Annotated in this window: 26 protein-coding genes; 3 read left to right on the top strand and 23 right to left on the bottom strand. The window is 65.0% G+C overall.

What is annotated here, in order from left to right; translation table 11 throughout:
• Positions 1–7 precede the first annotated feature (7 nt).
• The 6 genes from AC0L2V_RS10790 to AC0L2V_RS10765 all read right to left on the bottom strand — a co-directional run bounded on the left by AC0L2V_RS10790 (position 8) and on the right by AC0L2V_RS10765 (position 6,859).
• Entirely contained in the window at positions 8–1,120 is a 1,113-nt protein-coding gene (locus AC0L2V_RS10790) for a Gfo/Idh/MocA family protein (protein ID WP_473520155.1), read from the bottom strand.
• Positions 1,121–1,155: 35 nt separating this feature from the next.
• Entirely contained in the window at positions 1,156–2,247 is a 1,092-nt protein-coding gene (locus AC0L2V_RS10785; protein ID WP_473520064.1) for an ABC transporter ATP-binding protein, read from the bottom strand.
• A gap of 4 nt (positions 2,248–2,251) precedes the next feature.
• A complete protein-coding gene (locus AC0L2V_RS10780; protein WP_473520063.1) occupies positions 2,252–3,337 on the bottom strand; it encodes an ABC transporter ATP-binding protein in 1,086 nt (361 codons plus the stop codon).
• Entirely contained in the window at positions 3,334–4,311 is a 978-nt protein-coding gene (locus tag AC0L2V_RS10775; protein WP_473509274.1) for a carbohydrate ABC transporter permease, read from the bottom strand. Before AC0L2V_RS10775 ends, AC0L2V_RS10780 begins: the two co-directional genes overlap by 4 nt.
• Positions 4,308–5,168 (bottom strand): carbohydrate ABC transporter permease, encoded by an 861-nt coding sequence (locus tag AC0L2V_RS10770; protein WP_473520062.1) that lies wholly within the window; start codon positions 5,166–5,168, stop codon positions 4,308–4,310. The genes AC0L2V_RS10775 and AC0L2V_RS10770 overlap by 4 nt, the downstream gene beginning before the upstream one ends.
• 77 nt (positions 5,169–5,245) lie before the next feature.
• Positions 5,246–6,859 carry an extracellular solute-binding protein gene (locus tag AC0L2V_RS10765; protein WP_473509278.1) on the bottom strand — a complete coding sequence of 538 codons (1,614 nt, stop codon included), beginning with the start codon at positions 6,857–6,859 and terminating at the stop codon, positions 5,246–5,248.
• A gap of 358 nt (positions 6,860–7,217) precedes the next feature.
• On the opposite strand from AC0L2V_RS10765, the gene AC0L2V_RS10760 reads away from it, so the two are divergent.
• Positions 7,218–8,249, top strand: coding sequence for a LacI family DNA-binding transcriptional regulator (locus AC0L2V_RS10760; RefSeq protein WP_473509279.1), 1,032 nt, complete (start codon positions 7,218–7,220; stop codon positions 8,247–8,249).
• A gap of 26 nt (positions 8,250–8,275) precedes the next feature.
• On the opposite strand, the gene AC0L2V_RS10755 is transcribed toward AC0L2V_RS10760, so the two are convergent.
• The 9 genes from AC0L2V_RS10755 to AC0L2V_RS10715 all read right to left on the bottom strand — a co-directional run bounded on the left by AC0L2V_RS10755 (position 8,276) and on the right by AC0L2V_RS10715 (position 16,838).
• On the bottom strand, positions 8,276–8,707 hold the full coding sequence (locus AC0L2V_RS10755; protein ID WP_473509281.1) for an aconitase X swivel domain-containing protein: 432 nt from the start codon (positions 8,705–8,707) through the stop codon (positions 8,276–8,278).
• On the bottom strand, positions 8,704–9,951 hold the full coding sequence (locus AC0L2V_RS10750) for an aconitase X (RefSeq protein ID WP_473509283.1): 1,248 nt from the start codon (positions 9,949–9,951) through the stop codon (positions 8,704–8,706). Before AC0L2V_RS10750 ends, AC0L2V_RS10755 begins: the two co-directional genes overlap by 4 nt.
• A gap of 238 nt (positions 9,952–10,189) precedes the next feature.
• A complete protein-coding gene (locus AC0L2V_RS10745; RefSeq protein ID WP_473509284.1) occupies positions 10,190–11,254 on the bottom strand; it encodes an ABC transporter ATP-binding protein in 1,065 nt (354 codons plus the stop codon).
• Positions 11,254–12,042, bottom strand: a complete 789-nt coding sequence (locus AC0L2V_RS10740) for an ABC transporter permease (protein WP_473520061.1) — start codon at positions 12,040–12,042, stop codon at positions 11,254–11,256. Before AC0L2V_RS10740 ends, AC0L2V_RS10745 begins: the two co-directional genes overlap by 1 nt.
• A complete protein-coding gene (locus AC0L2V_RS10735; protein ID WP_473520060.1) occupies positions 12,042–12,911 on the bottom strand; it encodes an ABC transporter permease in 870 nt (289 codons plus the stop codon). The genes AC0L2V_RS10740 and AC0L2V_RS10735 overlap by 1 nt, the downstream gene beginning before the upstream one ends.
• Positions 12,912–12,935: 24 nt before the next feature.
• The gene (locus AC0L2V_RS10730) at positions 12,936–13,991 is read right to left on the bottom strand and encodes an ABC transporter substrate-binding protein (protein ID WP_473520059.1); all 1,056 of its coding nucleotides are present in this window, start codon (positions 13,989–13,991) and stop codon (positions 12,936–12,938) included.
• A 44-nt stretch (positions 13,992–14,035) separates the two neighbouring features.
• Positions 14,036–15,016, bottom strand: a complete 981-nt coding sequence (locus tag AC0L2V_RS10725; protein ID WP_473520154.1) for a PfkB family carbohydrate kinase — start codon at positions 15,014–15,016, stop codon at positions 14,036–14,038.
• Positions 15,017–15,075: 59 nt separating this feature from the next.
• Positions 15,076–16,110: an ADP-ribosylglycohydrolase family protein gene (locus AC0L2V_RS10720; RefSeq protein ID WP_473520058.1), complete on the bottom strand. Its 1,035-nt coding sequence runs from the start codon at positions 16,108–16,110 to the stop codon at positions 15,076–15,078.
• Positions 16,111–16,112: 2 nt separating this feature from the next.
• Positions 16,113–16,838, bottom strand: a complete 726-nt coding sequence (locus tag AC0L2V_RS10715; RefSeq protein ID WP_473520057.1) for a GntR family transcriptional regulator — start codon at positions 16,836–16,838, stop codon at positions 16,113–16,115.
• A gap of 317 nt (positions 16,839–17,155) precedes the next feature.
• Here AC0L2V_RS10715 and AC0L2V_RS10710 point away from each other — a divergent pair, with 317 nt between their 5' ends.
• The gene (locus AC0L2V_RS10710; protein WP_473520056.1) at positions 17,156–17,494 is read left to right on the top strand and encodes a hypothetical protein; all 339 of its coding nucleotides are present in this window, start codon (positions 17,156–17,158) and stop codon (positions 17,492–17,494) included.
• A 114-nt stretch (positions 17,495–17,608) separates the two neighbouring features.
• On the opposite strand, the gene AC0L2V_RS10705 is transcribed toward AC0L2V_RS10710, so the two are convergent.
• The 4 genes from AC0L2V_RS10705 to AC0L2V_RS10690 form a co-directional block, all read right to left on the bottom strand.
• Positions 17,609–17,857 (bottom strand): DUF2934 domain-containing protein, encoded by a 249-nt coding sequence (locus AC0L2V_RS10705; RefSeq protein WP_473520055.1) that lies wholly within the window; start codon positions 17,855–17,857, stop codon positions 17,609–17,611.
• Between the two features lie 37 nt (positions 17,858–17,894).
• Positions 17,895–18,173 (bottom strand): hypothetical protein, encoded by a 279-nt coding sequence (locus AC0L2V_RS10700; protein ID WP_473520054.1) that lies wholly within the window; start codon positions 18,171–18,173, stop codon positions 17,895–17,897.
• 104 nt (positions 18,174–18,277) lie between these two features.
• Positions 18,278–18,577 carry a DUF1236 domain-containing protein gene (locus AC0L2V_RS10695; RefSeq protein ID WP_091599078.1) on the bottom strand — a complete coding sequence of 100 codons (300 nt, stop codon included), beginning with the start codon at positions 18,575–18,577 and terminating at the stop codon, positions 18,278–18,280.
• A gap of 318 nt (positions 18,578–18,895) precedes the next feature.
• Positions 18,896–19,219 carry a hypothetical protein gene (locus AC0L2V_RS10690; protein WP_473509302.1) on the bottom strand — a complete coding sequence of 108 codons (324 nt, stop codon included), beginning with the start codon at positions 19,217–19,219 and terminating at the stop codon, positions 18,896–18,898.
• 144 nt (positions 19,220–19,363) lie between these two features.
• Here AC0L2V_RS10690 and AC0L2V_RS10685 point away from each other — a divergent pair, with 144 nt between their 5' ends.
• Positions 19,364–19,510, top strand: a complete 147-nt coding sequence (locus AC0L2V_RS10685) for a hypothetical protein (RefSeq protein ID WP_091599075.1) — start codon at positions 19,364–19,366, stop codon at positions 19,508–19,510.
• Positions 19,511–19,767: 257 nt separating this feature from the next.
• Here AC0L2V_RS10685 and AC0L2V_RS10680 read toward each other — a convergent pair whose 3' ends face one another.
• The 4 genes from AC0L2V_RS10680 to AC0L2V_RS10665 all read right to left on the bottom strand — a co-directional run bounded on the left by AC0L2V_RS10680 (position 19,768) and on the right by AC0L2V_RS10665 (position 21,006).
• On the bottom strand, positions 19,768–20,061 hold the full coding sequence (locus AC0L2V_RS10680; RefSeq protein ID WP_473509304.1) for a hypothetical protein: 294 nt from the start codon (positions 20,059–20,061) through the stop codon (positions 19,768–19,770).
• A gap of 95 nt (positions 20,062–20,156) precedes the next feature.
• Complete coding sequence (locus AC0L2V_RS10675) at positions 20,157–20,534, bottom strand: hypothetical protein (protein WP_473509306.1); 378 nt, start codon at positions 20,532–20,534, stop codon at positions 20,157–20,159.
• The gene (locus tag AC0L2V_RS10670) at positions 20,513–20,761 is read right to left on the bottom strand and encodes a hypothetical protein (protein ID WP_473509308.1); all 249 of its coding nucleotides are present in this window, start codon (positions 20,759–20,761) and stop codon (positions 20,513–20,515) included. Before AC0L2V_RS10670 ends, AC0L2V_RS10675 begins: the two co-directional genes overlap by 22 nt.
• Complete coding sequence (locus tag AC0L2V_RS10665) at positions 20,746–21,006, bottom strand: hypothetical protein (RefSeq protein ID WP_091599070.1); 261 nt, start codon at positions 21,004–21,006, stop codon at positions 20,746–20,748. The genes AC0L2V_RS10670 and AC0L2V_RS10665 overlap by 16 nt, the downstream gene beginning before the upstream one ends.
• Position 21,007 lies beyond the last annotated feature (1 nt).

Here is a 21,007-nt window from a genome sequence, read left to right as displayed (position 1 = left end):
AAGTGATTCAGTTGATTGGGTTTATCGAGATTTCGGACAGCTTGACCGTGCGGCGCTCGTCGATCGAGCGATAGCCGGCTTCGATCAGCGCCATGGTCTTGACGTTGTCGGCGACGGAAAGTGCCGGCGGCTCACCCGTCTTGACCGCATGCTGGAGTTGCTCCATCACGCCGATGAAGGCATGCGGGAACCACATCGTCTCCCAGCTAGGGGTGACCCATTCACCGCCGGTGGTCTCGGTCGAGGCATAGGTCAGCGTCGAGGCCGAACCCGTCGGCCAGCCTATCGTGCCCTTGGCGACGCCCTTAGTGCCGTCGACGCGCCAGTTGATGTGCTGGTCGTCCTTGTAGCCGTCCTGGCGCGGGCCGGACCAGACATCCTCCAGCGACACAGCGAGCACGCCGGACGGAAACCGCAGCGTCGAAACTGTGATGCCGTCGGAATGGTCGAAGCGCGTGCGCGGATCCTTGCGCGTCAGCGTGGTGATCTCGTCGGGATCGCCGAACAGAAAACGCAGCACATCGAGATGGTGGACGCTCATATTGGCGAGCGTCAGCCGGTCGTAGTCCTCGAGAAACGTCTGCCAGTGCGGGATCGCATGCATGTCGATCTGGGCGAAGACGATGTCACCGAGCGCGCCGCTGTCGATGATCTGCTTCAGCACCCGCATCGACTGGTCGTAGCGCATGTTCTGGTTGACCGAGAGGATCTTGCCGGCCACGGCCGCCTCGTCGCGCAGTTTGACCGCTTCATCGAGCGACAGCGCCAGCGGCTTTTGCGCCAGGATCGCCTTGATATGCTGCTGCTTCAGCGCATGGCGGATCAGCGCCGGCTGCTGGTCCGGCGGAAACGCAAGGTCGATGATCTCGACGTTTTTGTCCTCGATCAATTGTTCCGGCGTGTCGTGGACGGTCGGGATCTCCCAGCGCCTGGCGACCCTCTCGGCGCTGGCCTTGGTCCTGGAGGCGATCGCCACCACGGGAAAACCAGCTTCCTTGTAGGCGGCAAGATGGCATTCGGCCATGATCATGCCGGCGCCAACGCAGCCGATCCTGTAGTCCCTGGTGCGGACTTTAACGTCCGGCTCGAAGCCGTTTCTTGGCCCGCCTTCGCTCGCCATGTCTTCCTCCCGAACCTCGTTGCTTGCGGTCGCCGTCATCTTGCCAGTGCTCCCCCGCTTTGCCCGAAATAATGCACCCTGCCCGGCTCGCAGGATATCGCCACCATCGCATCCGGCCTGATGTCCGGCTGGCCGCGCAGCAGTGCCCGCAGGCGCGCCTGCCCGGCAGCGAGTGTCACCACGGTGTAGCCGCCGAGCGGCTCGACCTCGAACACTCGTGCCGGGCGGCCCGCGCGCCCAACCGACATTCCGCCATCCGATATTTCCCCATCCAGCCAGGGCCGGACCTTGATGTCTTCCGGCCTGAGCCCGATCTCGACGGCATCGGCCGGCGCGGCCTTGTCCGCGATGCGGATCGCGCCTTCGGCCGCCTCGACGCCTTCCGCGCTGCGCACCGACTTCAAGATGTTCATCATCGGCGAACCGAGCAGCCGCGCGACATAGGTGCTGGCCGGCCGATCATAGATCTCGGCCGGCGCGCCGGTTTGCCTGATCCTGCCGTTTTCCAGAATGGCGATGCGGTCGGCGACAGACATCGCCTCTTCCTGGTCGTGCGTGACATAAATCAGCGTCTTGCCAAGCTCGCGCTGGATGCGCTTCAGCTCGACGCGAGTCTCCTCGCGCAGCCTGGCATCGAGCGCCGAGATCGGATCGTCCATCAGATAGGCATTGGGGTCGCGCACCAGCGCCCGGGCAATCGCCACGCGCTGCCGCTCGCCGCCCGAAAGCTGCGCCGGCGGCTTGTGCAGGATGTGGCCGATATGCAGCTTGGCCGCGACGTCATCGACACGTCTTACGATATCGGCCTCGGCGACCCGGCGTTCGACCAGGGGAAAGCGGACATTGTCGCGCGCACTCATATGCGGAAACAGCGCAAGGTTCTGGAACACCATGGCGACATTGCGCTCGGCTGGCGACACCGTATTGACCGGCCGGCCGCCGATCAGGATCTCGCCACTATCGGGGGTTTCCAGTCCGAGCACCAGGCGCAGTATCGTCGATTTGCCGGATAGCGGCGGGCCGAAGAAGCAGTAGAACTCATTGTCGTTGACAGTGAACGAGGCGTCGTCGACGGCGAGCGTGTCGCCATAGCGTTTCGTCACATTGCGGAAGACGATATCGGCCATGGTCTCAGCCCGCCTTGATGGCGCGACCAGTGCCAGCGTCGAAGACGCGCACCGACTGCGCGGCCGGCGCGACAACCGCTGGCTGCCCGATCGCCAGCCCGACATCATTGTCGAACACCGCCTTCACCGCGCTCTCGCCCTGGCCGAGATGGACGATGGTGCGCGCGCCGATGCGCTCGACGAACGTTACCGGCATCGACAGGCCGCGGTCTGAGAGAATCACCTGCTCCGGCCGAAAGCCGTAGAGCACATCTCCGCGCGCGGCCCTCACTGCCGCGGCGAGATTGTCCGGCAGCGGCGGCGTGACACCGAGCGGGCCGAGGTCGATGACCAGGCCCCGGTCGCTTTCCGCCGGCCTGCCCCTCAGCAGGTTCATGCCCGGCGCGCCGATGAAGCGGGCAACAAAGACGTTGGCCGGATCGTTGTAGACCTCGAGCGGCGTGCCGATCTGCTGCAGCACGCCATGGTCCATCACCGCGATGCGATCGGCCATGGTCATCGCTTCGAGCTGGTCGTGGGTGACATAGACCATGGTCTGCCGGAACTGCCGCTGCAGCTGCTTCAGCTCGGTCCGCATCACCGCCCGGAAGGCGGCATCGACATTGGACAGCGGCTCGTCTAGCAGGAAGATCGCCGGCTCCATGATCGCCGAGCGGCCGATCGCCACCCGCTGCAATATGTTGACCGACAGCCTGTCGGCCTTGCGGTCGAGCAGCGCAGTCAGCTGCAGCATCTCGGCAATGGCGCCGACGCGACGGTCGATCTCGGCCTTTGGCGCGCCGCGCATTTTGGGGCCGTAGGCGAGGTTCTGCCGCACGCTCATGTGGGTGAAGATCGCGTAGTTCTGGAAGACGAAGCCGACGCCGCGGCGTCCCATCGGCACGCCTTCCATGTCGCGCTCGCCGAACAGGATCTTGCCGCTGGTCGGCTCTTCCATGCCGGCGATCATGTTCATCGTCGTCGACTTGCCGCAGCCCGACGGCCCGAGCAGCGCCATGAACTCGCCGTCGGCGATGGCAAGATCCATCGTCTTCAGCGCGGTGAAGTCGCCGAACTTCTTGACCAGGTTCTGCAGGTGGATGGCGCTCATGCCGTCACCTCGCGTGCCCGGGCCATGCGCTTCATGGCAAACACCGCGGCTATGGACAGCACGATCAATATGGCCAGCGCGATCGCCGCGACATAGCCCCAGATCAGGTCCTGGGTGGTGAGCTTGTAGATATAGACGGAGATGGTTTCGGTGGCGACGCCGGGACCGCCGCCGGTCATGATGTAGAGTGTGTCGAAGATCTTGAAGTTCTCGATCACCCGGATCGCCAGCGCGATGATGATGATCGTCTTCATCTTCGGCAGCACGATGGTGACGAAGCGCTGCCAGGGATTGGCGCCGAGCAGCGTCGCCGCCTTGATCTGGTCTTCGGGCACGCCGACCAGGCCGGCAAGCAGGATGAGGAACATCAGCGGAGTCCACTGCCAGATATCGGCGACCATGACGGCGATGAGCGCCAGCGTCGGGTCCGACAGCCAGGCGATGGTGACGGGAAAGCCTGATAGCGCCGACAGGATGTCGTTGACCGGGCCGCCCGACTGGAACAGCATGAAGAACATGTAGCCGGCCACCGCCGGCACCACCATCATCGGCATCAGCAGGATCGAATAAAAGATCCGCTTGCCCGGAAACTCGTCGGCAAACAGCGTGGCGAGCGCCAGGCCGAGCAGGAATTCCGCCGGCACGCAGACGATCATGACGATGGCGGTGCGGTTCAACGCGCTCCAGAAGCGAGCGTCGGCGGCAAGGTCGGTGTAGTTGGCAAAATTGTTCCACAGCGACCAGGCGCTCCACCAGCCGAGTCCCGAGAGCGGCGACCAGTCGGTCAGGCTGATATAGAGCTGCATCAAGAGCGGGAAGACCGCGATGAACAGCACCAGGATCTGCGCCGGCAAGGTCAGCCGGAAACCGAGCTTTGCCCCTTCGTCACGCAATGCCGACTTTGCCTTGGCCGGGTGACTGTCGTCTTCCGGGATGGGGGCCTGCTCCGAAATTGCGGCAGTCGCGGCGCTCATTGCTTGAGCGCCCCGAAGGTCAGCCCGCGCACCAGATGGCGCTGGATGGCGATACCCATGATCACAGGCGGCACCGCGGCGATCAGGCCGAGAGCTGCCTTGGCGCCATAGAGCTGCCCGGTCATCGAGGAGGACAGCGAGGCCATGTAGACGGGGACCGTCACCCATTCGCGCGTCGTCAGAAGCAGCGCGATCAGATAGTCCGACCAGTTGAGGATGAAGACGAACAGCGCGGCACTGGCCAGCGGCGCGCGCATCATCGGCAGCGTGATGCGGGTGAAGACGCGCAGCCGCGAGCAGCCCTCGACCAGCGCCGCTTCCTCGATCTCGCGCGGCATGTCGTCGAAGAACGTCTTCATCAGCCAGAACGCAAAGGGCAGCGTGACGATGCCGTAGATCAGCGACAGCCCCCACCAGCTGTCGGTAAAGTTGAGAAAGGCCCACATGATCATCACCGGGGTCATCACCGCCATCGGCGGAAACAGGCGGAGCTGGATCAGCGCCAGCGGCAGGTTCTGGCCAGAGCCGAAGCGCGACAGCCCGTAGGCCGCCGCGGTGCCCGCCGACATGGCGATCGCCGTTCCGAAGGTGGCCGACAGCAGCGACGACAGGATCGGCTTCAGGGCGGTGCGGTCGAGCGCGACGATCAGGTTGTTGGTCGATTCACCGAAGACGAAGCGGAAATTGCTGAGCGTCGGATCCTTCGGCCACCAGGTCAGCTCGGCGCCGGTCGCCGACCATTCGGCGATCGGCTTGAAGGCCATCGACACCATCCACAGGATCGGCACCAGCGTCACCGCGATGGCGGCAAGGATCGCTGCATAGCGGAATGTTTCGAAGGGAACGGAACGCTTCATCTTGCCGCTTTGCTGGTACCATCGTTTGCGGAGGCGAAGCGCAACTCCTCGCCTCCATTCGGATCCTGGGAGGAGGATCAGCTGACCGGATCGAGAACGGTGGGCCAGGCCTCCTTGTTGGTCTTGATGGCTTCGAGAAGCTTCTCCTCGCCGGTGCGGCGGGCGATCTTCTTCCATTCCGCCTCGGTGTCGGCCATCGCCTGCTCGGCGGTCTTGGCCTTGGTCAGTGCGGCGACGAGGTTCTCGTCCAGCGCGTTGTGGAAGGCGGTGGCGCCGGGATAGTTGATGGTCGGCACGGTGCGGGCGACCGTCTCGCGCACCACATCCATGTGGTAGGCGTGATAGGTCTGGCGGACCAGCGGGTCGGAGAAATCCGACAGCCGGAACGGATCGAAATAGCCGCCCGGATTGGCGGTCATCCAGGCATAGATGCGGCTCGAACCGAGCCACTGCAGGAACAGGTAGCAGGCCTCCGGATTCTTGGCCTGCGACGAGACCGAGGCCGACAAATTGAGCCACAGCACCGAGCGGCTGATCAGCTTGCCGTCGATCTCGCGGCCGGGCGGCAGCATCGAGCCGATCTTGCCGGTGACAGCTGAATCCTTGTTGCCGGCATTGTCGAGGAATTTTGGCAGGTTGGAGAAGGCGCAGGTCATCGCGGCGCCGCCCTTGGCAAAATTTCCGTACTGCTCCGGCCAGCCCCAAGAGATCGCATCCGGCGAATGATGGGCCAATGAGGCGATGTACTCGTTAACAGCAGCAATGCCTTGCTGTGAATTGATCAGCGGCCTGCCGGTATCGTCGAACAGGAACTGATTTGGCGAAGCCATTGAAACATAACGCTGATACCAGTTGGTGTAGCCCCAGCCCTGGTTGCGCAGATCGGTCGAACCGAACAGACCCTTGTCCGGGCGATGGAAGAAGGCGGCGATCTCGTCATGCTGCTTCCAGGTCTTCGGCGGCGCCAGTTCATAGCCATGCTTGTCGGAGAAGGCTTTCTTCTCGGCCGCGTCGCCGAACAGATCGGTGCGATAGACCCAAGTCTGGAAATCGCCGTCCAGCGACACGCCATAGGTCGAGCCGCGATACTGGTTGAGCAGCGAGACGCCCTTGGCGCCGTCGACATAGCCGCGCTCGGGGTCGTCCCATTCCGGCTTGTACTGGGCGACGAAGTCGTCGAGCTTCAGGATGCCGCCGGTTTCGGCGAGATCGCCGAGACGGTTCCATTCCACCGCGTAGATGTCATAGGCCCCACCCTTGGTGGAGATGTCCTGCATCGTCTTGGTGAATTCCTGGCCGTTCGGCACGCCGACGATCTCGAGCGGAATGCCGGTTTCTTTCTCCCACAGATCCTTGATCGAGGGCGCGCCGGCGGGAAATGGCTGCGTCAGCTGGCCGATCGAGCCGTCGGACAGGCCAAGCACGATCTTGGCCGGCGCCTTGCCGGCCCCCTTCATCGCTTTGGCCGCCTCGATGGCGCGGCCTTCCGGCGTGTCGGGACCATACTGATAGCGCTCCGAGCCGTCGAAGCCGGTCGGGCCGCCGATCATGCCCGGCGCCAGCGCATCGGCCGCATAGGCGCGGCTGGGGCGGATGAATTTCGGCGCGATACCTGCGGCGGCAACAAGCACGGCCGCCTTTCCACCGGACGCCAGCAGACGGCGCCGCGACATGCGGATCATATCAGACATTGGAACTCCTCCCTCGGGGGCCTTGTTCCTCCACGGCCCCTATGATGGATATTGACGGCACCGGGGGAAGGCTGTCAACATCATAAATAATCAAAACACGTCACAACATCGCAAATGGAGGAAAAATGCAGTCGATCATCATCGCCCCATCGCACTCGCTGCTGGATTTTGAGGGGCTTGAATTTGAGGGGCGGCGCGGCTCGACGATTTGGCGTAGCGCCAGCTTGCGCATCGGCTAAGGCCGGATACATCATTTCCCATCAGAATCGCGGATGGCATCAAGCGGTCGTCCGGCATTCGAACCGTTGAACGCGCGATTTTGATGCGCGGTAGCGCGCAAGCAGTGAGGTGATCGACTGTGCGGTCCACCCTGACAGACATAGCCCGGGAAGCCGGCGTTTCAGCCGCGACGGTCGATCGTGTGCTCAACAACCGCGCCGGGGTCAGGGCGCGCACCCGCGAGGTCGTGCTGGAGACGGCGCAGCGGCTGGGCTACATCGCTGAGAATTCGAACAGCCCGACCCCGCGCCACGCACCGCCCGGCGATGTCATACGGCTCGACTTCGCCCTGCCCGCCGGCACCAATTCCTTCATCAAGATGCTGCACCGGCATATCGAGGCGCAGGCGCAATCGCGGCCAGACCTCGATGTTCGCGTCGCCACGATCGAAGGCTTCAATCCCGACCGGCTTGCCCGCCTGCTGCAGGAATTGCGCGGCCAGACGCAGGGCGTCGGCGTCATCGCGCTCGATCACCCGACTGTCCGCGAGGCGATCCGTTCGCTGTCGGCCAGCGGCGTCAAGGTCGTCACCATAGCGTCCGACATCCTGCACGTGCCGAGGGTCGCCTATATCGGGATCGACAACCGCGCCGCCGGCCGGCTCGCCGGCTATCTGCTCAACCGCTTCATGGGCGCCGGTCGTCCGGGCAAGGTCGCGCTGTTCGCCGGCTCGCTCTCCTATCGCGGCCATGAGGAACGTGAAATGGGGTTCCGCCACATATTGACGGAAGAATCGCCCAACCTGCAGATCGTCGAGATGCGCGAGATGCTCGACGACCGGGAAAAGGCCTATGCGGAGGCCTCCGCCCTGCTGGACCGGCATCCGGACCTGGCCGCGATCTACAATGTCGGCGCCGGCAACACCGGCATCGCCCGCGCGCTCAAGGAGCGAGGGCGGGCGCTGTCGACCGTGTTTCTCGGCCATGAAGTGACGGAAGGCACCAAGGAGCTTTTGCTCGACGGCACGCTCGATGCAGTGATCGACCAGAATCCGCGAGTCGAGGCCCGCGAAGCGCTCAACACCTTGACCCACGCGGTCAGGGGCTTGCCCTACGAGTTGCACCAGCCGAGGCTGCAGGTGATCTTCAGGGAAAGCATCCCGGAGATCTGAACGGCCTGTGGCACTGTCAACACGGCCTAGATTCTGCTCACCATCGCTTGCGCACCCTCAGCCATGCCAATCGCGATCCGGTCGCCGGAGACAATGCCCGATATGTCGCAGACGACCAGCGGCATGCTGATTTCGTAGAGGAACTCGGCGACGATGGCGCCGACGGCCAGGATCGGATCGGGCCGCTGCAGGATGATGCCGGCCGGCGCCGTGCCCCTGCGGATCGCCTCGGCCAGGACCGACGACGAGGACGACGACCCCCGCCCGGATGCCATCACCAGGATCTTGCCGGCGACGTTGCCGCCCGGGTGCGAACGGTCGATGATGTCGCCCGTTTCGGCATCGACGCCACCCCAGAAGCTGAGCGCATGCGACAGCACCAGCGCCGATCCCTGCGCCTCGCCGGCAAGCTGGAACGTGCCGACTCTGTTCAGCGCTCGACCGTCCTGTTGGCTCATCGCGCGCCTCGCACGACGCGGCCGGCAGCGGCCGAGTGAACGCAGTCTTCCAGGTCGCCGAAGGCCACTGTCACGCCGATATTGCCGGGCGCATAATGCGCCCATTTGCCGGAATTGGTCATCACCACGCCGTCGAGACGCTCGAGCACAGAGGTGACATAGGTGCAGGTATCGGTAACCGGAATGACGTTGAACGCCTCCATGCCGTCCAGTTCGCCCTCGTCCTGCAATCTCTTGAAAGTGGCGCGCCCGGTGTTGACGTAGATCGGGATGCCCCTGCCCGGCGCCACCTCGCGCAGCATCGCCAGCAGGCGCATCCATTCGTCATGGGAAAAATGCGGCGTGCCGAGCGATACGGCCGCAAGCGGCGCGCCGTCGGGGACGCTCGACAGTTTTGCCAGCGCCTGGTCGATGTCGGCGCGACAGATCCGGATCGTCGCCTCCGGCGCCACGCCGCGAAATGCGTCGTCGAGCGTCCTTGCTTCCGGCGTGATGCCGACCGCATGAAACAGCGCCACCGCACCCGTCGTTGCCGCCGCCGCGCCAAGCGCCTTCAGCTGGTCCTCGTCGCGCGGCTGCGGCAGGCCCGATATGACCGGAATGCGGTCGCCACTCCTTTGACCGACAATAAGCCCGACGCCAACGAACAGGGCATCGGCAGGTTCGAAAGAACCGGTCAGCTCGAACAGGATCTGGCCGCGCCGATTATCGGTCAAATGCAGTCCCCAGGCCGGCGCGCGCCCGGTCATCGCGCAGCACAGATCGATGAAATCGCCATAGCGATTGGTCCGCGCACCGATCACCGAATTGGCAAAGACGATGGCGTTGGACTCGCCCCAGGCGATCTGCTCGCCAAAGCCCGGCCGGAACCGCGTCTGATAGGGCGCGCAGGTGAAGGTCGCCTGGCAGCCGAGTTTTAGATGCGCCTTCATCAGCCGCCGCGCCGGCACCTCTTGCGACCGCGGCATCTTCACCAGCCCGGGATGGATGAGGTCGAAGGAACCGACATTGAGTGTCGTCGGCACCCGAACGCGGCCGCCGCCCTCGACCAGCCTTTCGACGAAATCGAGGCTGGCCTGGCCGTGATAGAGGCAGCCGTCGATATGCGCCCCGGCAATGTCCAACAATTTGCGCGCACCGACGGCGTTGGAAAAGGCGACCAGTATCTTCACGGCTGCAGCCACGGCCCGGCCGTGCTCGCCGTCGAGCATCGACTGGTCGCCCGCACTGAGTTCAAGCGTCATCGGCATGCTCCGGCGCCCCATTTTGCTCGACAGACAGCGGGACAGCATTTGGATTCTTGCGAAGCGGACCCCCACCCTAACCCTCCCCACAAGGGGGAGGGAATGCTGCCGCGCGCCTTTATTTCTCCCCTTGGCGCCGAAAGGCAGGCAAGTTGCCGAGGTCAGCGCCAACGAAAGTCTCCCTCCCCTTTGTGGGGAGGGGTTAGGGGTGGGGGTACATCGTAGAGCGACAACCCATTCAGTCCTCAGCGATCAGCACCGTGCTCTCCGGCGACCAGCGCAGCACCACTTCTTGCCCCTCCGCCAACCTTTCAACGCCGGTGTTCTGCACGATGACCTTGAGCGTTTGCCCGTCGCGATCGACGAAATAGGTGCTGTTGCTGCCGGCGAAGATGCGCTTGGAAACCTGGCCGCGGAGCATATTGGCGTTCGGATCGGACGTCCCTGAATCGGTAGCAATGCGGATGCGTTCGGGCCGCACCGCGCAGCTGGCCCTGGCGCCGGCGGCAAGCGTCGCGCCTGCCGCGGCGGCGATCGCCGTGCCGTCCGGCAGCCGGATGCCGGCGCCGGTGCTGTCGCCGCGAAAAATGTTGGCGTCGCCGAGGAAGGTGGCGGCGAATTCGCTCTTCGGCCTGTCGTAGATCTCCTCGGGCGGCCCCTCCTGCACCAGCCTGCCGTCACGCAGGATGCCGATGCGGTCGCTCATCGTCAGCGCTTCTTCCTGGTCGTGGGTGACGAAGATGGTGGTGATGCCGATCTCGCGCTGGATGCGCTTCAGCTCGATCTGCATGTCGACGCGCAGCGCCTTGTCGAGCGCGCCCAGCGGCTCGTCGAGCAAAAGCACGCGCGGCTTGGTGACGATGGCCCGGGCGAGCGCCACCCGTTGGCGCTGGCCGCCCGACAGCTGGTGCGGGCGGCGGCCGCCGAGCTTGCCGAGCTGCACCAGGTCGAGCGCGCGCTGCACCTCGCTGGCTATCGTTGGCTTGGCTTGCCCGCGCACCGACAGGCCGAAGCCGACATTGTCGGCAACGCTCATATTGGGAAACAGCGCATAGTTCTGGAACACCATGCCGATGCGCCGCTTCTCGACCGGCACCCGCTCGACGCTCTCGCCGCCGATGGCGATGCGGCCGGAGTCGGGGAAATCGAAGCCGGCGATCTGGCGCAGGAGCGTGGTCTTGCCGCTGCCCGACGGCCCGAGCAGCGCGTAGAAACCGCCGTCGGCGAAATCGATCGAGACATCGTCCAGCGCCTTGTGCGCGCCAAAACTGCGCGACAAATTCGCTACCTGCACGCCGGCCATTATTTCTCTCCGCCGAATTTGAAGAATTTTGCCGTGAGCAGCATCAGCGCCATCGAGACGACGATGATGATCGTCGAGACGGCATTGATCTCCGGCGTGAAACCCTTGCGGATCGCGGCGTAGATCTCGACCGGCAAGGTCGTCTGGCCCGGCGTCGACAGGAAGTAGGAGACCACGAACTGGTCGAACGACACGGCGAAGGCGAACAGCCCGCCGGCGATGACGCCCGGCAGGATCCAGGGCAGCGTCACCCGCGAAGTCACCTGCCACTGGTTGGCGCCGAGCGATCGCGCCGCCTCTTCCAGCTCCGGCGCAAAGGTCTGCAGCCGGGCCGAGACGACGACGATGACATAGGGCAGCGCCAGCGCCACATGGCCGAGCAGGATCGCGAACAGTCCCCGCCCGATGCCGACGCCGAAGAAGAAGATCAGCATCGCCGTGCCGGTGATCAGCCACGGAATGGCGATCGGTGGAAACAGCAGCGCTTGCAGGACTTTCTTGCCGCGAAATTCATGGCGATAGAGCGCCAGCGATGCCGCCGAGCCGAGCACCGTGGCGATGATGGTGGTGATGATGGCGATCTCCATGCTGTTCCAGGTGGCCGAGATCAGCTGGTCGTTCTGCCACAGCGAAGCGTACCACTCCGTCGTCCATTCGAACGGCAACTGGTAGAAGGGCGAGACGTTGAACGACATCAGCGCCATGATGATAACAGGCAGGTAGAGGAAGGCGAGCAGCAGCCAGATGTAGAGGCGCCCACACCATTCCAGGATACGCGTCGTCGCCATCACGCGGCCCTCTTCAACACCGGCGACGCCAATGCCAGGATGACCAGCACGACGGCCAGCAGGATGAAGGACAGCGCCGCACCCAGCGGCCAGTTGAACACGGCGACGAACTGGTCCTCGATGATCGTGCCGTAGAAAGTGCCGGTGCGGCCACCGAGGATACGCGGTTCCATGAAGGAGCCGACGACGGGAACGAAGATCAGCGCCGCTCCGGCGATCAGCCCCGGCATCGACAGCGGAATGATCACCCGTTTCAGCATCTGCAGCCGCGAGGCGCCGAGCGAGCGCCCTGCCTCGATCAGCGAATCGTCGATGGCCTGCAGCGTCAGGTAACAGGTCAGCACCATGTAGGGCACGTAGGAATGGACCAGGCCGATGATGACGGCCGGATAGGAATACATCAGGTCGATGTTGATCTTGAACGGCAGCACGGCGTTGAGCGCGGTATCGAGGATGCCGCCTTCGCGCAGCACCATCGCCCAGGAGAAGATGCGCACCAGGCCGTTCGACCAGAACGGCAGGATGACGAGCAGGAAGATCGCCTCGCGGCTGCGTCCCCTAAACACCTTGGCCAGCACATAGGCCGCGGGATAGCCGATGACGACGCACCACAGCGTCACCTCGAGCCCGAGCCTGAGCGAGGCCAGCAGCAGCGTCCGGTAGAGGCCCTGCGCAAAGAACGTGGCATAATTGTCCAGCGTGAACGACCACGCCTTTCCCGACAGCGGCAGCTCGGTCATGAAGGAGAAGAACACCATGGCCGACAGCGGCAAGAAGATCGCCACCGTCAGCCAGAGATAGGCGGGCACAAGCAGCGGCAAAGCCGATCGCAATCCGCTCCTCGAACCGGTTGCGACCTGTCCTGCCATATGTTCCTCCCGAAAAGCTTTCCGTTACTTCACATTGACCTTCAGCTCCTGCCACAGCGCCAGATAAGCCTCGCGCTGCGCGTCGCTGATCGGCGCCTGGAACTGGATGCGCTTGGCGACGTCGGGGTCGCCCATCACCTTGCGGTTGAAGGCATCTTCGGGAAGCGCGGCGACCGCCTTGGCGTTGGCCGACACCGGCGCGCCGACCTTGGTGACCCATTCGACGTAGAATTTTGGGTCGATCATATAGTTGATGAAGGCCTCGGCGCCGGCGACGTTTTTTGCGCCGACCGGGATGGAGAAGGCGTCGAGCCAGGCGACGGCGCCCTCGCTTGGGATGACCAGCGACACCGGCAGCTTGAAATGCGTCTTGGCGCGGTCGGCCGAGCCGCTCCAATAGGTGCCGATGTCGATCTGGTTGGAGGCGACCATCTGGTTCCAGTCGTTTTCCGAGCTCCAGAACGTCTTGATCTGCGGCATCAGCGAAGTCAGCTTCGCCTTGACCGCTTCCATATCCTTGATGTCGTTGATGTTCTGGCCGGTGGCGATGGCGCCGAACTGGACCGCTTCGACCGCATCGTCGCGAATGGTGACGCGGCCCTTGTGCGCCTCGTTCCACATCTCGGCGATGCTGGTCGGCGGCGTCTCGAAGGCTTTCTCGTTGATGGCGAGCGCGGTCAAGCCCCATACCCATGGCACGCCATAGACCTTGCCGTCGCGGGCGAGCATCGGCGAGCCTGCCTTGTCCGGGCTGATGTCGGCATAGTTGGGGATTTTCGAGACGTCGATCGGCTGGATCAGTTTTTCCGCCATCGCCTGGTCGTTGAAGGCGGCGTTGATCATGACAACGTCGTAGAGGCCGGGATTGGTCCTCAGCTTGGTCAGCATTTCCTGTTCGGAATTGAAGAAGTCGTTGACGACCTTGTTGCCGGTCGCCTTCTCGAAGGCGGCGATGGCCCAGGGCTCGTCGGCGCCGTAGCCCTTCCAGTTGAGCACATGCACCTCGTCGGCGCTGGCGACCAGTGCGGAAGCGAAGACGGCGGTTGCCGTCAGAAAAGCAGTCAGTTTGGGCATGCGCATGTTCGTTCCTCTCATTGTTTGCCCGGTTGGCGAGCTTGTTTAAGTCATTTTTGCTGTCGGAAATGGGCCTCTTGCCTGCCGCCATGCACAGATTGATCGTCATGGCTGAGGAAAGTCTGGATCTCGTGGGCGGTCGGCGCCGACGACCCGCCACGGCGGGTGACCGAGAGCGCTGCCGCCGCATTGGCGTAGCCCGCCGCTTCGAAGGGCGGCACGCCGCGCGACAGCGCGCTGACGAAGGCGCCGATATGGGTGTCGCCGGCGCCGTTGGTATCGACGGCGGCGACGTTGAAACCGGGTATGGTCCGCGCGTTGCCGTCAGCCAACCGCACGAAGCAGCCTTTTGCTCCGGCGCGGATGACGACCGCCTCGGCGCTCGGGCAGTGGCTGGCCAGCAGCCGGGCGGCAACGGCCTCGACATCGCCGCGGCCGGCGATCTCGGCCGCTTCCGTTGTGTTGCAGCTCAACCAGCTTGTGCGCGCCAGCACCCGGTCGAGAATGGCGCGCGGAATCTCCGAGACGACCGGCGTCGGATCGAAGACAAGGGGAATCTCCGCCGGCAGCGCCTCGATCCAGTCGGCCAGCGCGTCGCGGCTGCCGGGATAGCTCAGCGTGTAGCCGGAGGCGAACACCCAATCATCAGGCGCAACCCGGACCGGCGCCATCATGCCGAGGCTGAGCACACTCTCGGCGCCAGGCCATGACACGAAGGTGCGCTCAGCGTCACCGCTGATCATGGCGACGCAATTGCCGCTGTCCATGTCAGGTGATGGCGGCGTCAGCGTAGCGATGCCTTCGGCAGCAAAGGCGGCGCGCAGGAAGTCGCCATTCGGTCCGCTGCCGAGCTGGCCGCCGAAGACGACCTTCATGCCGGTGCGGCTGGCCGCGACCATCATGTTGAAGCCGCCGCCGGCGACCTGGGCAAAGCTCGATGCGGTCTTTTCGGTGCCGGGCTCAGGCAGGGCGTCGATGTGGTAGACATGGTCGACCACCGCGCTGCCGACATGGACGAGGCGCCCGCTCATGTCAGGCTGAGCTCCGCTCATGTCAGGCTGAGCTCCGCTCATGCCAGGCTGAGCTCCGCTCATGCCGCCGCGTCCTTGCCTGAACCGCGTTTCGCCATCCGCGCCGCGACCAGGTCGGCGGCGAGCCCGCGCACCTGCGCGATGTCGAGGCCCTTGAGTCGGGCGACGTGTTCCCTTGGCAATCGGCGAAAGCCGGCGCAGGCGCCTGCCATGCCGGCCGCGATGGCGCCAATCGTGTCGGTGTCGCCGCCGAGATTGGCGCTGATGACGGCCGCCTGCCAGGGATCGCCGCCGGCGATTTCCAGCACCGCGAAGGCCGCCGGAACCGATTCCTGGCTGGCGACGCCGGTGCCGACCAGGTCGACGATCAGCCGGATGCCGTCGGTGACGGCCTTGCCGCGAACCAGGCCCCTCGCCCAGTCGATGCGCGCGGCGATATCGCCGCCGGTCGTCCAATGACCGCGTTCTGCGCCCTGCCTTGCCGCCACGACCGCGCGATCCGAGGCGGCGCGCCAATCGCCGCCGGCAACGCCACAGCTGACGGCAGCGGCAACGGCAGCCGCCGCGGCAATGGCGATCGAGGTGTTGTGCGTCGCCCGGCAGGTTTCCGCAACCTTGGCGACCAGCGCGTCGAGCGGCTCCAGCGGCATCATGATGCCGACCGGCGCGATGCGCATCGCCGCGCCATTGGTGTCGCCGCTGCGCCCTGCCTCCTCGGCCGGCACGCCGTCATTGATGGCGTCGATGGCGCGCTTGGTCGACGGTCCGAGCAGATCGTAGCTGCCGCGCGCCTTGACCTCGCGCTCCCAGTCGAGCAGCGCCTTGACCCAGCGCGTGTGGTCGAAGCCGTCGCCTGAAGCAACCAGGATGCGGCCGAGCAGCAGCGCCTGTTCGGTGTCGTCGGTGACGGTGCCGGCAGCCAGGCCCTTCGACACCGGATGGTCGGCGGCGGGCGCGACGAAACCCTCGACAGGACCGTAGAGCTCGGCGATGCGGGCCGGCGACAAAAGCTGCGTCGGCATGCCGAGCGCGTCGCCCAGCGCCCCGCCGACAAGCGCACCCATCGCCCGGTCGATCGCCGCGGCCATCTCCATGCTCAGAACTCCAGGTGAAGCGCGAAATGCGCCGGATTGAGCAGGCTGGTGACATATTCGATGGCGCGGCCGTCGGCGGCGCGCGTCAGGCGCCGCGTGCGCAGGAACGGCGCGCCCGGCGCGCAGTCGAGAATGGCCGCGTCCTTAGCGCTCAGCATCTCGATATCGACCCACTCCTCGCCGTGATCGGGGACAAGACCCGCGCCGCGCAACGTCTGGTGCAGCGATCCCTCGCGCAGGCCGCGCAGCGGCACGTCCTCCAGTTCGGGCGACAGCGGCAGGCGGCTGCGCTCGATCGAGATGGCGTGGCCGTCATCGGCGTTTGAGCGCACCCGGTCGACGGCGATGAAGAACGGGCTTTCGACGCCGAGCCTGGCGGCGAGCTCGCCATCCTGCATGACTTCGAGCCTGAGCGTGCGCGTCTCGGCATTGGCGCCGGCATTGGCCAGCGCCCGCGACCAGCCGACGGCATCGTCGACCGGCATGCCGTCGAAGGTGACGAACGAGCCGATGCCGACCTTGGTGGTGATCAGTCCGCGGCTCGACAATTCCTCGAGACCCTTGCGGATGGTGTTGCGGCTGACGGAGAAGCGCTGGCCAAGCTCGTTCTCGCTCTGCAGGCGGTCGCCGAAGCCGAGCACGCCGGAGCGGATCTCGTGCTCGAGGACGGTGGCGATCCGTTCCGGCTTGCCGGTTCCGGGAGACGACAGGGTCGTGCGACGCGCCATGGAATACCTGTTCAGTAAACCTGTATAGTCCTGTTCAATAGCGCGATAGGGCAAGTCATGTCAACGGCTCGCGGCCGGCACGCTTTTGGGTTCCCGGCATCCCGGGCAAGATTGCCCTGCTGGTCGCGACGGCCCCTCCTGGTCACCACGGGCCCTGCTGATCACGACGGCCCCTCCTGGTCACGACGGCCCCTCCTGATCACGACGGTTGGTCGCAGGCTGGAATTTTATGGGAACCTTCACCACCCCCGAGCGGTTTTTTTCTGTAGTCGCGATGCGGCGACGACCGAAGAAATGGAGACAAATGGAGGCAAACCATGCTTACGAAGTTACTCGCGGCGTCCGTGCTCGCCGCCGGCTTGGCCACCTCTGCGATGGCCCAGAGCACAGCCGACCCAGCCGACACAGAGGCTGGCATGGCTCCCGGCAGCGGCAGGAGCGTCGTCATCGACCCGGCCCCGGTCGATCCGACCCTGGCTGAGCCGGATAGGGTCGATACCGGGATTACCGGCAGCATCATTGCGGGCCCCGACGGCACGAATTCCAATGCCGACCGGAACTGCCCGCCAAGCCCGCAGGGCGCGATGCCTGATGCCACGCACAAGGCTCCCGGCACGGTTTCACCCACCGTCAACGACAGGCACTGCGGCCAGTAGCCGAGATCGATTTCGGGACCAGCGCTTCGGCCGCGGGACAGTGCTTCGTCCCGCGGCCGAAGCGTTATGTGCGAAACCTTTGATGGCGCCGTAGAGCACTATATCAGATGGCGGCTAGCCCTTGCGCGGCCGGGCAGTCTTTGAACTGGTCAGCTTGCCGGCCGCCGGCTCCTTCGGCCGAACCGGCGCGTTCGGCCGAGCCGCCTTTGGCCGAGCAGTCTTGGCTTTGGGTCCGCTTTCCCCACCGTCGATCTCGGCCGCGGCCTGGTCCCAATGCTGCTGATGCGCGCCGTCGGGCCGGCCGGCCTGCTCCCAGATCGCGTGAGCCCGCCGGCGAATGCGTTCCTGCCTGTTATCAGTCACTGTTGCCTCCTCGGCTCAAATCGGTGAGCGACAACTTCTAGCTGAATTTTCGACCGGCGTCTTGGGGGCTTCGGCCCAGATCGGGTCGGCCAGAGTCTGGTCCACCCAAATCGGACAGGACCGCGAGACCGAGGAGTGCCGCCTTTTTGGTGATCAGCCCCGCCAGATCCGCGTCCGAGCGCTCGGTTCCGGTTTGCTCACGCACGGCTGCAATCAACGCCTTCATCGACAACAGGGCAGAGCCCCGTTCGGCAAGCAGGGCAAGCAGCTTGTCGACGGATGCGGCCACATCGCGTGATTCGACATGCGGCAACATGGAAATGGCTCCTTCCGTCCCGCCACGAAGACGATCGACAGCCGGCTGCCTGCCGGCGAGCCGCCGCTGTTCCCGCGTCTTCCCGGGAGAGCGGCGGGTGAAGGTCAGTCGATGACCTGCACGATCCTGCGGGTGCCGGGATCGACCAGCACGGTGCGATCGTCGACGACTACGTATCTGTATTCGACGTCGGGAACCTCATGAAGTTCAACCGTGTCGGGCAAGGTGGAACCGACATTGAGTTCCACGCCCAGGAGGCTGATCGACGCCAGCGGGTGCCTCTCCACATATTGGCGGACGACCGTCTGCTGCTCGGGCGTGATAATCACCTGGTCTGCGGTGGCGACGCCGACACCGGCCAGCAGAGCCAGCCCGGCGGCGGCAGGAACAAGGTGGATTTTCATCGTCTTCTCCTGTCTGGTTTGCGGGCTCTGCTGTCCGCAGTCGGGACGACTCGGCCCAAAAGCCAACGTTTGACGAAACCGTCTTGTTCCGTGAGCGGCGACTAATTGATCGCCGCGTTGGCTGGCAGTGGCCCGCGATCTTGGTCGCCCAAGCGCGCGGGCCGATCGGTTTTGCCCGATCAGCAGCGATACCGGAGGGGGATGATACCGACTGCTTCGAAAAGAACATTCAGCGATAACTAATGTTCCGCTCCCTACGGCAAAAAAACCCCTGCCGGCGCCGGCACGTCAGGCGCGAGACCGGCAAATGCCCCCAATCTATGGTTTCGGCGGCTGCGCCGGGACCTCGCCGGGCTTGAGCACCGGTGTCCTGCCCTGGTCCGGCGGCGGTGCGGCCACGCCCTGATCGCCGGTCGGCGGCGGCAGCAGCACGCCGTTGCAGGGGTCAAGCGTGTCGGTCAGGCTGTTGCTGTCACCGTTGTTGACGGGCGGCGGCGGCTGCTGCTCGCCGTTCTGCGGCTGCGCCTGGCAGTGGCCGGCAGGCGCCTGGTCTTGTGTCTGGTTATCCGCCTGGGCGGCAACCGGCGCCGCCAACGCCAGTGCGCCGAGCAGCGTGATTGGCAGGAATGCGAAAGGTTTCATGTCGAACGCCTCCGCGCGAACGATCGCCTCCTTGCCAAAGCCGGCTGGCGGCGATTGGTTCCCGCCTGCAGCAAGCCGCCCGGCTCCATCGCGCCGGCGCGGCATGTTGGGGAATCGTTAATCAGCGATTGCTACTATAGCGGAATGACCAAGAACCTCGGAAACGCCGAAAGAAGCGCTCCAAAGGAGCCGGCAAGCAACTCCGCCCTGAGCCGGCTGGCGCCGGCCTTGTTCCCCCTGGCGGTCGTCGCGCTTGGCTACCTCATCGGCTGGCAGTTCTTCGGCTTCTAGAGCAATCTCCCCCCGTGAGGGGGAGATCAGCAGCTTCGGCCTCGGCACTCATCCCGCAACGCTGGTAATTGGTGAATACACCGATGACGGCCAATCTCCCCCCTTGAGGGGGAGATGCCCGGCAGGGCAGAGGGGGTCGGTTCGACTGGGCGCGGCCTCTTCTCTTGCGGCAGTGGAGGTTGGCGTATTACGTGAGACGACCCCCTATGCCTGCCGGCCATCTCCCCCTCAAGGGGGGAGATCAGCAGCTTCGGCCGCTAGTCCGGGAAATCGAACACCGGTTCCTCGCATCGATGGACCCGGCATCGACCGTCAAGCGTCCCGACATAGGCGGCGACAGGCACTTCGGGCCAGTCGCATTCATTGCCGAACCGGCGGACATAGCGGTCATAGGTGTTGCGGCCGGTGGTCAGCACCACCGCGCGCCGGCTCTGGATCAGAAGCTGCGTCTGTTCGCATGTCATGGCGCGCGTATCCGGCCGGGCGTGAGCCATGCTTGTGGCGGCGATCAGGATCGCTGCGGCTGTCGGGACGATTGGGCGATCTGGCATGCTGCATCCTCGGCAAAGGTCGTGCCTAACGCGCAGCTTCGGCCGTGGTTCCGCACCCTGCGCAACGGCGCGAGGGCGCAACAAGTCAGCCGCGATCACTCCTCCTTCTCCGGCCACTCCTCCTTCTCCGGCCACTCCTCCTTCTCGGGCTTGAACCGCCTGACCACCACTTCGAAGACGATGTCCGAGATCCACATCGCCGAGACGCCGATGAGGAACGCCGCGGCCAGCGTCGTGGTGTCGTCGTTGGCTGGAATCGCCAGGCCTGTGGCGCGGAAATAATGCACCGCCGGCAAGGTCAGGTAGGCCGCCGCCAGCGCGCCGCAGATCGGCGACGCCACCATCTCGCGAACCTTGTAGCGGTGGCGCGACAGGGCTCGCAAAATCCCGCCGGAAAGGCCGGCGACCACCACCGGCGCCTTGATGCCGAGCGCGTCGAGAAGTTCCTGTATCATGGCTTCCACCCGCACCATCTGGCGCCCTTGCCGTTGTAGGCATTGATTTCGTCGAGCTCCGGCCGCGTCATGGCGGCGACGACGGCGGCGGACGCACGGCGCGGCTGGTTGTGGTCGCACCAAACCTGGCGCGCCGGCGAAACCGGCGTTGCGCACCCGGCGAGCAGCAGGCCGCCAAACAGCAGGCACTTGGGCAACAGGCCGGGCAGCAGCAGACTGGGCAGCAGCATCAGCGCTTTGACCATCGCATCGCCTCCCGCCGTGCGGCTTCGTCCGGCAGGTCGCGCGCCGCGCGTTCGGCATCGGTCGCCTCGCGGTCCATTTCGAGGCGCTCCTCGACGGCAACGAGTTTTTCTGCCGCTCGCCTGGCCGCATCCTTGTTGGCCCGACCGCCGGCGACAAACAGGCCGATGCCGCCGACGAGCGCGGCAAAAATCGCCAAGATCGTCGTGTTGCCGGCGAGCGCGCCCAGCATCGAAAGCACCCACATC

It is taken from the genome of Mesorhizobium sp. WSM4814, from assembly GCF_055811595.1.
The sequence above is the reverse complement of the archived record's forward strand: the minus strand, read 5'-3'. Positions and strand labels throughout refer to the sequence as shown.